Source organism: Pseudomonas sp. BP01 (assembly GCF_022760795.1).
In the GTDB taxonomy this organism is placed as follows: Bacteria; Pseudomonadota; Gammaproteobacteria; order Pseudomonadales; family Pseudomonadaceae; genus Aquipseudomonas; species Aquipseudomonas putida_Q.
In genome coordinates this window covers 76,186-88,989 of record NZ_JAFBKA010000007.1, presented here as the reverse complement: position 1 = coordinate 88,989, position 12,804 = coordinate 76,186, and the positions used below count along the sequence as shown (strand labels likewise).

The 12,804-nt window shown below is 59.8% G+C and carries 12 protein-coding genes; 1 reads left to right on the top strand and 11 read right to left on the bottom strand.

Features of this window, described 5'->3' with window-relative positions; genetic code table 11:
* Positions 1-149: 149 nt before the first annotated feature.
* From JOY50_RS08580 to JOY50_RS08550, 7 genes are read right to left on the bottom strand one after another with little or no spacing between them, the layout of a single operon-like run.
* On the bottom strand, positions 150-710 hold the full coding sequence (locus JOY50_RS08580) for an arsinothricin resistance N-acetyltransferase ArsN1 family B (protein WP_243055092.1): 561 nt from the start codon (positions 708-710) through the stop codon (positions 150-152).
* Entirely contained in the window at positions 703-1,785 is a 1,083-nt protein-coding gene (locus JOY50_RS08575) for an ArsO family NAD(P)H-dependent flavin-containing monooxygenase (protein ID WP_243055091.1), read from the bottom strand. The genes JOY50_RS08580 and JOY50_RS08575 overlap by 8 nt, the downstream gene beginning before the upstream one ends.
* A gap of 15 nt (positions 1,786-1,800) precedes the next feature.
* A complete protein-coding gene (locus JOY50_RS08570; RefSeq protein WP_243055090.1) occupies positions 1,801-2,304 on the bottom strand; it encodes a cyclin-dependent kinase inhibitor 3 family protein in 504 nt (167 codons plus the stop codon).
* Between the two features lie 4 nt (positions 2,305-2,308).
* Positions 2,309-3,022, bottom strand: a complete 714-nt coding sequence (arsH, locus tag JOY50_RS08565; protein ID WP_243055089.1) for an arsenical resistance protein ArsH — start codon at positions 3,020-3,022, stop codon at positions 2,309-2,311.
* Positions 3,023-3,045: 23 nt separating this feature from the next.
* The gene (locus tag JOY50_RS08560; protein WP_243055088.1) at positions 3,046-3,516 is read right to left on the bottom strand and encodes an arsenate reductase ArsC; all 471 of its coding nucleotides are present in this window, start codon (positions 3,514-3,516) and stop codon (positions 3,046-3,048) included.
* Between the two features lie 14 nt (positions 3,517-3,530).
* Positions 3,531-4,814 carry an arsenic transporter gene (locus JOY50_RS08555; protein ID WP_243055087.1) on the bottom strand — a complete coding sequence of 428 codons (1,284 nt, stop codon included), beginning with the start codon at positions 4,812-4,814 and terminating at the stop codon, positions 3,531-3,533.
* Positions 4,815-4,843: 29 nt separating this feature from the next.
* On the bottom strand, positions 4,844-5,200 hold the full coding sequence (locus JOY50_RS08550) for a metalloregulator ArsR/SmtB family transcription factor (protein WP_243055086.1): 357 nt from the start codon (positions 5,198-5,200) through the stop codon (positions 4,844-4,846).
* Positions 5,201-5,376: 176 nt separating this feature from the next.
* On the opposite strand from JOY50_RS08550, the gene arsN2 reads away from it, so the two are divergent.
* Positions 5,377-5,868 (top strand): arsenic resistance N-acetyltransferase ArsN2, encoded by a 492-nt coding sequence (arsN2, locus tag JOY50_RS29235; protein ID WP_405045974.1) that lies wholly within the window; start codon positions 5,377-5,379, stop codon positions 5,866-5,868.
* On the opposite strand, the gene JOY50_RS08545 is transcribed toward arsN2, so the two are convergent.
* The 4 genes from JOY50_RS08545 to JOY50_RS08530 form a co-directional block, all read right to left on the bottom strand.
* Entirely contained in the window at positions 5,833-7,077 is a 1,245-nt protein-coding gene (locus tag JOY50_RS08545) for a hypothetical protein (protein ID WP_243055085.1), read from the bottom strand. The two genes, arsN2 and JOY50_RS08545, sit on opposite strands and share 36 nt — an antisense overlap.
* A 9-nt stretch (positions 7,078-7,086) precedes the next feature.
* Positions 7,087-10,218, bottom strand: a complete 3,132-nt coding sequence (locus JOY50_RS08540; RefSeq protein WP_243055084.1) for an outer membrane lipoprotein-sorting protein — start codon at positions 10,216-10,218, stop codon at positions 7,087-7,089.
* Positions 10,219-10,309: 91 nt separating this feature from the next.
* Positions 10,310-11,764, bottom strand: coding sequence for an AMP-binding protein (locus tag JOY50_RS08535; RefSeq protein WP_243055083.1), 1,455 nt, complete (start codon positions 11,762-11,764; stop codon positions 10,310-10,312).
* Positions 11,765-11,952: 188 nt separating this feature from the next.
* The gene (locus JOY50_RS08530) at positions 11,953-12,804 is read right to left on the bottom strand and encodes a phosphate ABC transporter ATP-binding protein (RefSeq protein WP_243055082.1); all 852 of its coding nucleotides are present in this window, start codon (positions 12,802-12,804) and stop codon (positions 11,953-11,955) included.

Genomic DNA, 12,804 nt, shown 5'->3' with positions numbered 1-12,804 from the left:
GCTGCGATTCAGAGACTGCCCTTTACGGGGTCCTGCAGTCTATCTTAGAGAAAATGCAAAACTGTCGGAACTCTCGAAAACGCTGGTTTACTCGAATGTGTAAGAGAAATGAAATTGTCGCTCCCAGCAACTGGGCGGGCTGAGGTGTTCTAACGCGGCATCGGGATTTGGGATAGGAAGCTTATAGGAGCCTCGGGGCGAAGACCCTCGTCACCGAAATCAAATCGCCAATACCCCACATCATGCCAAGCATCGAGCTTGAACCCGACCTGCGGAAACGTACCGATATGCTGAAAGCCGAGTCGCTCATGCAGTCCCACGCTTCCAACGTTCGGAAGGGAAATGCCGGCATATGCAGAACGGTATCCTAACCGCCTCAGAATGGGCAGGAGCACGGTATAGAGCTGCCGGCCAATGCCACTCCGGCGCTGCCCCTCTGCAACATAAACCGTCACATCTACCGCCCAACGATATGCCGCTCGCGCGCGATGCTGGCTGGCATAGGCGTAGCCAATCACTCGGTCATCCTGCACCGCCACTAGATAGGGGTAGGTTTCCAGCGTCGTCTCGATACGTTGGCGCATTTCCTCCACGCTTGGCGCTACCTCTTCAAACGAAATAGCAGTGCGGAGCACAATCGGCGCGTAGATAGCCTGTATAGCCTCTGCGTCATCTGGTCTGGCAACACGAATCTCGATTGGACTAGGCATCCAACTCTTCCTTGCTATTGAGGTAATCCACCACTTCGTTGACAGTACTGCGCGCCGTGCGAGTCACCCCGATGAGCGTGGCCGATGCCTGACCCGTCCAATCACCGTATCCCACAAGCCAGAGGCGCGGTTCGCGAGTTGAACGCGAACCTGATACCTCGACCTTGCCGTTGTCATCCAGTACGTCAAGTTTCCGCAAGTGATCCAGCGCAGGCCGGAAGCCGGTGCACCAGATTACCGCATCGACCTGGGTTTTCTCACCGTTGGGCCAGAAGACCCCGTCAGGAGTGAATGAGGCGAAAGGCCTTACAGCACGAAGGGCCCCGCGCTCGCGAGCCCGGACCACCGAGGGCACCATGACGATATCGCCAAACCCGCCGACCGGTGCGTCGATAACACGGCCCTCCTGCTGAGCCTTGAGGCGCTCGGTAGCCCGTTCGAACAGGACCCGGCCATCAACGTCATCAGGCAGAAACGCCGGCTCCTCCGTGGTTACCCACGTTGCGTCGGCGACCTCGGACAGCTCCGCATAGATTTGCACCCCCGAGTTGCCACCACCAACGACCACCACGCGCTTTCCTTGGAAAGCCTCTGGTGACTGGTAATGGGCGGAGTGAATCTGCTGTCCCTGGAACAGCTCTATCCCCGGATAGGCCGGAACATAGGGGTTGCTCCAGGTCCCCGTTGCGCTGATAACGGCACGAGCCTCCCAGTCGCGATCCTTCGAGCGTACACGAAGGCCACGCCCGGTCCGCTCCACAGCCGTGACGCTAATGGGTCGGGCGATAGGGAACCCGTATCGCGCCTCGTACTGCTCCAGATAGCTGACCACGTGATCCCTATCGGGATTACCTTCGGTGACTAGCGGCATCGGCCAGCCCGCGATCGAGCTCCATGCGGAGGGTGAGAACAGCGTCAGCGAGTCCCAGCCATGGCGCCACGCCCCGCCCGCAGCTTCCTCGGCGTCGAGCAGCAGGAACGACAATTTGGCCCGCTTTAGAAAATAGGCCACCGTCAGCGCGGACTGTCCCCCACCAATCACGATGACATCGAGTAATCCGGATTCGGTGGCCATGGCTCCCCCTCTAGTTCAGTCTTTGCCGAATTGGTTGATATAGTCGATGTGCGCAGGCTTCTGAATCGCTCTCGGCCGCAGCTCTTGAACCCACTTGATCGCCTCGCTGCGTGGCATTCCGGATTCGATCAGCAGACGGGCCGCGAATAAGCCGGTCCGGCCAGAGCCACCTTTGCAATGGATGGCCAAGGCCCGGTTGGAAGCGAGGACAGCGTTCAGCTGATCACGGATCTCGCTCAACCTGGTTTCAAAGCGTTCATCGGGGGCCTGATCATCTTCAATCGGCAACTGGAACCACTCCAGCCCGTGCTGTTCAGCCTCGATGCCAAGCTGGCCTACGCCGTTTTCCTCAAGCTCCGCGTCCGACATCAGCGTAACCAGCACCACGGCACCGGCCTGCTTGAGCGTCTCCAGGCTTTCAGCGAGAGCGCTGGACTGGGTGCCCGGACAAGGCGTAAAAATCAACACCCCCGGAGCATCTGGCAGCGATTTCAATGAGTAGGGATGCGACATGCTCATAACCTCAAATAGACCGAATATTGACCCGCTTGGATAGCTCCTCCGCCGACTCCTTGCGCTCGGAGTAGCGGTCCACGAGGTAATCCTGGCGATCGCGCAGCAGCAGGGTGAACTTGGTGAGTTCTTCCATCACATCAACCAGCCGGTCGTAGAAGGAAGACGGCTTCATGCGCCCGGCATCATCGAACTCCAGGAACGCTTTCGGAACCGACGACTGGTTAGGGATGGTGAACATGCGCATCCAGCGGCCCAGCACACGCAGTTGGTTCACCACGTTGAACGACTGCGAGCCACCACATACCTGCAGCACCGCCAGGGTCTTGCCCTGGGTTGGGCGAACGGCGCCCATGGCCAATGGCACCCAGTCGATCTGCGCTTTGAACACCGCGCTCATCGAGCCGTGACGTTCTGGCGAGCACCATACCTGGCCCTCCGACCACAGCATCAGTTCTCGAAGCTCACGCACCTTTTCGTGGGAGTCCGGGGCGTCATCCGGCAGCGGCAACCCCGAGGGATTGAAAATGCGGGTCTCGGCGCCGAACTCTTCCAGCAGCCTGGCTGCTTCCTCGACCATCAAGCGGCTGAATGAGCGCTCGCGGGTCGATCCATACAGCAGCAGGATGCGCGGTTTGTGGGTTGAAGGATCCTTCGGCTCCATTCGCTCCAGCGACGGTAGATCAATCAGCTCTGGCTGAACGTTTGGCAGGTTGTCATTCATTTCGGTCTCCATTGATACAAGAACTAAAGCGAGCCGATGCGAGCAAGCTCAGCTTTCAGTTGTTCCGGGGTCAGTTGCTGGACAGGCAGCGCAATGAAGGCGCGCACGCGCTCATCAATTTTCGCCAGCGTAGTCTGAAAGGCTTCTTCGATTTCGGCCTCGCTCCCGGCGACAGCCGATGGATCAGCCAGGCCCCAATGGGCCTTTAGGGACGGTCCGAAGAAGATCGGGCAGGCCTCGCCAGCGGCGCGATCGCACACGGTGATGACGATGTCAGGGGGAGCGCTTTCGAAAGCGTCCGACGCCTTGCTCGAAAGGCCAGCGGTGGGGATACCCGCAGCGTCCAAGGTCTTCAGTGCCCGCTCATTGACCTTGCCGCTGGGGAAGCTGCCCGAGCTCACAGCCTCCATCCCCTCAGGCGCCAGGTGATTGAACAGCGCTTCGGACAGAATGCTGCGGCAACTGTTGTGGGTACACATGAACAAGACTTTCATCAGGTATCTCCGGTTCAAAAGCTGAGGCGGATGGCCAATGCGGCCAAGGTGGCAAAGAGGATCGGCAGTGTCAGGACAATGCCGGTGCGGAAGTAGTAACCCCAAGTGATGACGATGTTCTTGCGGGCCAGCACATGCAGCCACAGCAAGGTGGCGAGGCTGCCAATAGGGGTAATTTTGGGTCCAAGGTCGCAGCCGATGATGTTGGCGTAAACCATGGCCTCCCGAACCACACCGGTGGCCTCGGCTGAATGGATCGACAGCGCTCCCACCAGAACCGTGGGCATGTTGTTCATGACCGACGACAGGCCCGCCGCAAGCAACCCCGTCCCAATCGACGCGCCCCATATCCCATAGCCGGCGAAGACATTCAGCACCTGCGCCAGGTAGTCGGTGAGGCCAGCGTTACGCAATCCATAGACCACGAGATACATGCCCAGCGAGAACACCACGACCTGCCACGGCGCCTCCTTGATTACTTTGCGGGTAGAGATGACATGCCCGCGAGCGGCGATCAGGTAAAGGATCAACGCACAGACAGCGGCAATTGCGCTGATCGGAACACCCAGCGGCTCGATGACGAAGAAACCGATCAACAGGAGCACTAGCACCCCCCAGCCGGCAACGAACGTCGCTTTATCGCGAATCGCGGCTTCGGGTGCCTTCAGTTGGTCGAGGTCGTAAGTGCGCGGAAGGTCTTTGCGGAAGAACCAGAGCAGCATCGCCAGCGTTGCAGCAACACTGACCAGGTTCACTGGAACCATGACCGAGGCGTACTCGCTGAAGCCGATATCGAAATAGTCGGCAGAAACGATGTTGACCAGGTTGGACACCACCAGAGGCAGGCTCGCTGTATCCGCGATGAAGCCCGCTGCCATGACAAACGCAAGCGTCGCCGCTGGGGAGAATCGTAGGGCTAGCAGCATAGCGATGACGATCGGCGTTAGAATCAGTGCCGCACCATCGTTGGCGAACAACGCCGATACCGCTGCCCCCAGTAGAATGATGAAAGCGAACAACTTGCGGGTGCTGCCGTTACCCCAGCGGGCCACATGCAATGCCGCCCACTCGAAGAAACCAGCCTCATCCAGCAACAGGCTGATGATGATGACTGCGATGAAGGTTGCGGTGGCATTCCATACGATCTGCCAGACCACAGGGATATCGGACAGGCTCACGACGCCAGCCAGCAGTGCCACCAAAGCCCCTAGAGCCGCGCTCCAGCCCACGCCCAGACCTTTGGGTTGCCAGATGACGAGAACGATCGTCACCAGAAAAATAAGAAATGCGATCAACATGACTACAACTCAATCAGCGAGGGAAAAAATCAAACACAGGAGGCAGGGCTCTTGGGCCGCTCGCCCATTTCAGCGAGACGCAGGGCATCAGTGCTCAACCATTCGGTGTTCGCATCAACGACACCCTTCAGCATTACCTGCACCCATTCCGGTAGCGACGGATTGAGGCGGTAATAGACCCATTGCCCCTGACGCCGGTCCATGAGGATTCCCGCTTCACGCAGTTGCGCCAAGTGTCGCGAGATCTTCGGCTGGCTCAGGTCTAGTGCGCAGGTCAGCTCACATACACAAAGCTCGCCTTCACAGGCGATCAGTAAGGTCATCCGGGCTCGAGTTTCGTCGGCCAGGGATTTGAAAACGACGGGGGGTGTCAGGGTTTCCCGCATGTGACCTCCTGGGGGTTGTATGTTTGCTGATATCTGGAAAAACGAATATATGCCTATTCGTATATTCGGTAAAGCAGATATTGGTTTTTACCTCGCCCGGCGGGGCTACAGAAACTGGAAAAAGCCAGAGTCCAGCGCCCTATACTGAACGTCGCCCCCTTCATACTGAGTCCACGATGAACCAGCCTGAGATATCCCTCCGACTGCTTGGTCCCGATCAAATCCAGGGACTGGCCGAGCATCTGGCCGCAGCCGGCTTGCCAACCCAGGATCTTCTCCAGCCCGACCGTATGTTTTATTCATTCCACCGCGGAGAAACGGAGCTGGGATATGGGGGTATTGAAGGAAGTGGCCAGGCTCGTCTAATTCGTTCAATGGTTGTGGTGCCCGGCCAAAGAAAATCTGGGGTCGGTACTTTGCTGCTGAGAGCACTTGAACGAATAGCCGAAGCCGACGGCGCCCACAGCCTTCATCTGCTGACCACAACTGCTCCTGCGTTTTTCGAGGCTCGCGGATACGAGCGCAGAGATCGATCCCAAGCCCCTATGGCGATTTCCAGCTCTGCAGAATTCAAAGGGCTCTGCCCGGCATCAGCGGCCTACATGGTTAAGGACCTTGGCACGGCCTCAGCATCACCACATGTAGCTCGCCTCCACGAACGTCAGTGAGTTTGTTCTCAGGTGGCCCAAGAAAGAATCCTGCGGGCCCCGGAAAACATCGAACCCTGTGCTGACCCGCCACGAGTCAGTGATGGCGTACTTCAGACGTCCCCGAAGCATCCAGTCGTTGCGGGGTTCGGTCCATACCGCGAAGAGATCCAGATCCGCTTTCGAGTCGAACAACGGCCTGGCGTAGCGGAGTGTCAGCCCATATTGGTCCCGGTCCAGCTCGTTGCTGATCAGGGCCTGGGCCTCCTGCACCTGGGCCATCACAGGATCGTTGGCGATGCTCGCGACCGAGCGCAAATGTCGCCAGAAGCCCTGCAAAGAAACTGTTTCACGATCGCCGATGTACCACTCGGCGCCGCCAATAGCTGAGGTATAGGGCTGCCGGCGAGCTACCGCCGGGTCAGAAGACTGCTCGAAGTCCACCCAGGCGATTTCCCCCCTGTAGGCCATCTCGCCCCGCACGATTGTGAAGTCACTGCCGAGCAGGCGCATGCGCGTTGCGTGTTGACCAAGGGTCACACCAGCAGGCGTGGCACTACGCACCGCGAAGGTCGGAAACAGGTCATGACCATCAATCACGCTGATCGACCAATCCGCTTCCGAGCCCAGCACGTCATACTTCACGGCAAGCGTAGGGCGGACATCCGGATCCTGCTCGCGGAACGTCACCCCGGGCGTTTTTTCCAGCGGCACCTCATTGAAGCGAAACCGATCAAGCACATGGACCTGCAGCTTTCCCGCACCAGCAGCGCAGTCCAGGTGCAGTCCCCAATTGCCTGTACGCTGGTCCGTGGTCTCCGGAGTCAGGCGCCTGAAGTTGCTGGGAGACACCTGGTCGGTGGGGTTGATCCCGTCGGCACGGCCCCACATGACCAGTTGCTTGCCAAGCGCCGGCGCGCACAAGGTCTCACTACTTTTGACGTACAACTCGTTGACCCCGGCATCCTCCCGCTTTTCATCCAGCCGCTCGGGGGACGACAGTGCCCACACCTCACTGCGCAATGTCAGGCTCTCGCTGGCCTGCCAGTCCAGTTTGAGCTTGGCGCGATTGGACGAAACCGCATGACGGTCATCCAGCATCCTGTTCGACGACCACACCCCTGCCGCAACTTCGCCAGTGACTTCAGGCACGCCGGCGAAAGCGCCCACCGAGAAGAACAGAGGCACAAAGGCGCCAGCCCACCATCCGGGAAGAAAAGACCCGCTCATGTCCTGTCCTTAGCGCGAAGCCATGTTGTTCGCCGAGAAGAGGCTGTCGCTCAACGCCTCACCTACCTTGAAGTTGGAGAACGTGATGGTGGTGGTGTGGCCGCTCTGGAGGTTCTTGCCTTCGGTCTTCATCGGCTGCCATTTGCCGTTGGCGGCATCGACCAACTGGATATCGGCGAAGGAGAACTGCTTATACGGCGCCCCGCTGACATCCGCCGCTTCCACGTAGGTGGTCGCGAAGTTGTCTTTGCGGATCCATGTCAGGCGTTTCGCGTAGCCAGAGTTGGTGCGCACGCGGTCCTCGGCGGGCAGCGACTCGATGACGTAGTGCTCAACTCCGTCGCGGGTCTCCCGCCTGACCACCGTGTGCTTCCAGTCGCTGACTTTGTGCCCCATTACATCGCCGTAACTGAAGTCTGTACCGATGAAGCTGTCTTTCTTGTTCGACGCCACCAGACGACGAACGCGCTTCATCGCGGGCAGGTAGACCCACATTTCGTCGTCTTGGGCAGTGCGCTCGACGAGTAAGGTTGTGGTCCCGCGAATATCCGCAGGCGCTTCGAAGCGCACCATGCGCATAGTGTCCTGGCCGTTTTCCTGAAGCTTCGAGGACATGTTGGATTTGCGGGTCCGCTGGCTACCGTCCTTGGTCTGGAGCACAAATTGCGCATCGGCGGTTGAAGTGCTGAAGCGGGTGACAGCTGCGTTGCGCTCCATGATCTGTTTCGCTTCCAGCTCGGCAGACCATCCGACCTGTGAATAAGTCAGGAAGCCAATGGCCGCCAGAATAATGAGCAGGACCGCACCACGATCACCGGAGCGGCGCTGGAAAATGAAACGGGGTTTGAAGGCTAGAATGGCGCTGGGGATCAAGGTCAGAGTTGCCAGAACGCTCGCCAGCATTGCCAGAACGATGAAGGTAGAAAGCCACATATGAACCTTGTAGTCGTAGGAGAACATGAGGACGGCGTAGCCTCCGGCCACGGCGGTGGCGACGAACAGGCAAGCCTTGCCGGCGGTTTTCATCGCCATTTCGACAGCCTCGGGCAACGGCTTGCCTTGGGCCGTGTACTCGGTTATGCGGTAGATGAGATAGATTGCGTAGTCGGCGCCAATACCGACCGCCATGGCTGAGATCAGCGAGTTGGGGATGTTCAGCGGCACGCCGAAGTAGCCCATGACGCCAAACACCAGCGACAGCACCACCACCAGCGGCGACAGCACCAACAGGCCTGCGATCACCGAACGGAACGCGATCACCGACACTGCGAAGATCACGCCGAGGATCTGGGCGATGTTCAGCAGCTTGCTGTGCACCATCACATCGGTGACCGCCAGGGTCTGCGCGACTTCACCGCCGAACGACACCGTGACGTTGCGCGGGAAATGCTCGCTCGCGACCTGACGCAGTTCGTTTACCAGGTGATCAATCTCGGCGTTGCTGTTAGTGCGCAACATGATCGCGATTTTTGCCCGCTGGTAGTCGTAATCGACGTGGGCCGAGAAATCCTCTGGATCCCCTGACATCGAGTAGAGGAACAGGTACTGGGCGATTAACTCACGGTCATCGGGAAGTGGCGTAGCAGCCCCCGTATCCCCCGATGCTGCTTCGTGCATGCGCTGGAGGAAGTTGTCGATGGACAGCGTCTTACCCACGATCGGGCGCTTCGCCGCATCCGCCTGCAGGTAGCGGATCGCACTCAGTACCTGTGGGTCCTTCACCCCGTCCGCTTCGCCGGTATCGACCATCACGTAAAGCACGTTGGTGCCGCCGGTCTGGGTGTTCAGTAGGTTGTCATCGCGTTGCAGCGGTAGCGAATCGGAGAAGAAGCTCTTACTGGAGTTATCCACATGCACCAGCGGCCAGCCGGCAACCGCGATGCCAATCAGCGCTACGAAGCCAGCCAAAATCCAATGTCGGCTTCGTGGGGTCACTACCAAGTGAGCGATTCTCGCGCTTAGGCGATCCCAGACCCGGGGCTTGGTCTCGGTATCGATCTGCGCGGCCGATGGCGGCTTGAGGCTGGCCCGCACTGCCGGGGTGAAGGTGAATTCCAGCAGCACGGCCGCCAGGATGCCAATACCGGTGAAGATGCCGAATGCCCGGACGGTTTCCAGCTCGAACACCACCAGCGAGAAAAACCCGAGGGCAGCGACACCGCCAGCAATCACCAGCACCGGGCCCACCGCCGCCAACGACTGGATCGTCGCGAGCCGGTTGGCGACCACAGGATCCATCTGCTGACCATTCACCAGCTCGATGAAGCGTTCGTAATAGCGCTTGAGCAGCTGCACCGCGTGGCCCGCCGCAACTGCCAGGATCAGGATCGGCGTCGGCGAGTTGAAGATATCCATCGGTACCTTCATAAGTCCCATGATCCCCACGCCCCAGACCACCGACAGCAGCGCCGTGACCAGTGGCAGGATCAGCCCCTGGCGGGTCCTGAACGCCTCGTAGTGCAACAGGCCGATAACCAGTACCGCGATCGGGAACAGCCAGTTGATCCGGTCGGCGAAGACTTCCGCCTGGTGCAAGAACACTGGGTTACCGCTCATGGAGATCTCGATGCCTGGCGTGTTTTCCTGGCTCAGTATCTGGCGGACATCGGAAAGCATCGCGCCGAACCCATTGGGGTTTTCCTTTAGCTCCAGCATGATCGTTGCGGTACGCCAGTCACTGGAGATCACCGTGTCCCTGTAGACCGGATTGGCGTTGATTACCGCCTTAAGCTCGTCGATCTGCGCGGCGTTAGACGGCAACTGGTCACCCAGCAACGGCTTGGCCTCGAAGCCCTCGGAGTTACCGCGAATGCTCTTGGCCTGCCGCGATGACAGGCTCAGCAGCGTCTGCTTGGTGACTGACGGTGCCGCATAGAGCTTGTCGGTAATACGCTTCACGGCCTCCAGCACCTTGGGTTGCAGAGCATCGCCCTGGGTCGGGGTGAGACCAATCACCACCAGATACTTCGAGCCGAAGATCTTCTCGATGGTGTTGGTCGCCTTGATGTACGGGTGGCTTTGCGGCACCACGGCGGCCGGGTTGATGATGACCTGCTGCTTGGCGGCAAAGAACGCAAAGAACGCCGACAGCGCTAGCACGATGGCGATGACCCAACGCCGATGGTCCACCACCCAGGTCACGTACCGCTCCAGGGGCAGCGAGCTCTTCAGCCCGCTTGTTTCAACAGAATTTACCGCTGCGACTTTCGATATGTGTGTCATGAGTCAGGCATCAGCACGTCAAGGAAGGGTTTGAGGCAGCATCGCTTTCGTTCTGGCGCGCGATTTGTGCTTTGAGGATGTGTTTCTGGACCTTTGCCGAGGCTGTGTAGGGGAACGCATCCACGACGGTGCACTGCGTCGGGCACCAGCCATGGAAGGCTCGGGCCAGAACCACCTGCAGCTCGGCGAGAACGGCGGCGTGCTCGGCACCGGGAGCAGCGACCAAAGCCAGGACGCTCCGGCCGCTGCCGGGCTCGCAGATCACCAGAGCTGCGTCCGCGACGCCCGGCACCTGTCTGGCCCGGTGCTCGACCAGGGCGGAACTGAGGGGAGCGCCGCTGACCAGCAGCGAGTCGCTGAGCCGATCACTGACATCGAGCCGCGCATCGGCCCGAAGGGTCGCGAAGTCGCCGGTCGCCAGCCAATCGTCCTGCGCGGCGCCGACAGCTACCCAGTGCCCGCGCACCATGAGCTCGCCGACGCCCTCGACCACGCACTTTGCATCATCACCTCGCACTGCCAGCTCGACCCCAAAGACTGGCTTGCCGTGGGCCAGGACGGTCGCGCTGCTGTCGAACCGTTCGATGGTGGCCAGAGGCGAGGTCTCAGTCATGCCCCAAGCGTGGCAAACCTCGACGCCCAGTTGCTCCTGAATGAAATGCGCAACCTCGAACGGCAGCCGGGTTCCTCCCACGACGGTCCGGCGCAAGGTGCTGAAACGCTGCCCGGTGGCCTGCATGTAATGAGCAAGCGCCAGCCAGTGGGCCGACACCGCGCCCAGAACTGTCACCCCATGCTCTTCGATCCACTGGAACCATTGCGCCGGATCACGGGTTGGCGGGACCAGGATAAGCTCGGCGCCTACCATCGGGCATACGAACGGAGCGCCCCATGCGCTGGCATGGAAATTCTGCATCAGCGGCATGACCCGGTCGGCGCCAGTCAGGCCCAGGGCATCCGGCAAGGCACAAGCCCAGGTGTGCAGCAGCGTCGAACGGTGCGTGTACTCGACGACTTTCGGCGTGCCGGTGGTGCCGGACGAGTAACAGACGTGGGAAAGGCTGTCCTCCGTAAACTGTGCCGCTACATAGCCAACCGCCCCCTCGGCGTTGCGATGGGTCATCGCGCGCACCGCAGACCCTGGAGGCAGCCCCTGAAAAGCCTGAACCGCGCCGGCCGTGGCGGCGTCGTGCAGCACCAGCTTCGGACGGATATTTTGAAGGAAAAGCCCCAGGTCTTCAGGACGATGCTGGGGGTTCAGCAGGTGGGTGACCACGCCTTGATCGAGTGCCCCGTACAGCCAGGCCAACTGATCGAGCGAGCTCAGGCCAAAGCTGACGAGCGCATCGCCTGGCTGAAACCCCAAAGCATGGAGTTGCGCGGCGCAATTACGCGCGGAATCCGCCAGATCCACGTAGCTCTGGCGTTTGACAGCACCGTCGAGAGCGATGGAAGTTACTTTCACTGCGGCATGCACCCTTGCCGCATGCTTGAGCACATCATGGACAAGGAGCGGGAGGGTTTTCACTCTCGCGGCCGGGTATTGCACGGGATTAGCAGAGATAGTTTTCATGCGGCCATGGTAGGAATCGCCGCGCTGTGCCCACAATGGAACCGATGTACCATGGCGCCCCGCTGCACCGACTGCTCGATTCAGGCGAATTGCAGATACGCCTGTGTCAGCTCATGACGCGGGCGCTCGAATACCTCCCGCGCCTTGCCACACTCAATCAATCGTCCCACGCCATCGACCTTCCAGAACACCGCCACTTGGTCCGCAACCCGCCGGGCCTGACTCAGGCTGTGGGTGACCAGAACGATGGTTCGCCGCTGCGACAGGCTTGAGATCAACGCCTCGATCGTTTGGGTCGAGATCGGATCGAGGGCGCTGCATGGCTCGTCCATCAACAGCACCTCCGGCCCCAGTACGAGGGCCCGCGCAAGGCATAGTCGCTGTTGCTGCCCGCCAGATAGCGCCAGCGCCGGGCCATCGAGGCGATCATGAACCTCATCCCACAGACCTACCTCCATCAGGGACGCCTCGATCCGCGTATCGATTTCTTCCCGTGACTTGATGCCGTGCTGACGCAATGCAAATTCGAGGTTCTTGCGAATGGAGAACGGGAACGGATTAGGCCGCTGAAACAACATCCCGACCTGACGGCGCAACTGGGTCGGATTCTTCAATAACAGCTTACCGTCCATCCAACTGAAGCTGATCGAACCCGAGACTGAACAATCGGGAACAAGATCGTTCAGGCGATTCAAGCAGTGCAGCAAACTGGACTTGCCGCAGCCGGACGGCCCAATCAAGGCTGTGACCGAATTTCGCGGAACACGCAGGCTCACGCCCTCGACGACCATCCGTTTGTTGTAGCTCACCGACAGATCCTGGATCTCGATGTAGCCTTCGGCAGCGCTATTCAGATGCGTAACCGTGCCTGGCTCGTAGGGGATGGCTAGCATTGGGGTTTCAAGCCTTTGTGCACCGGTCTTATTGGTCAT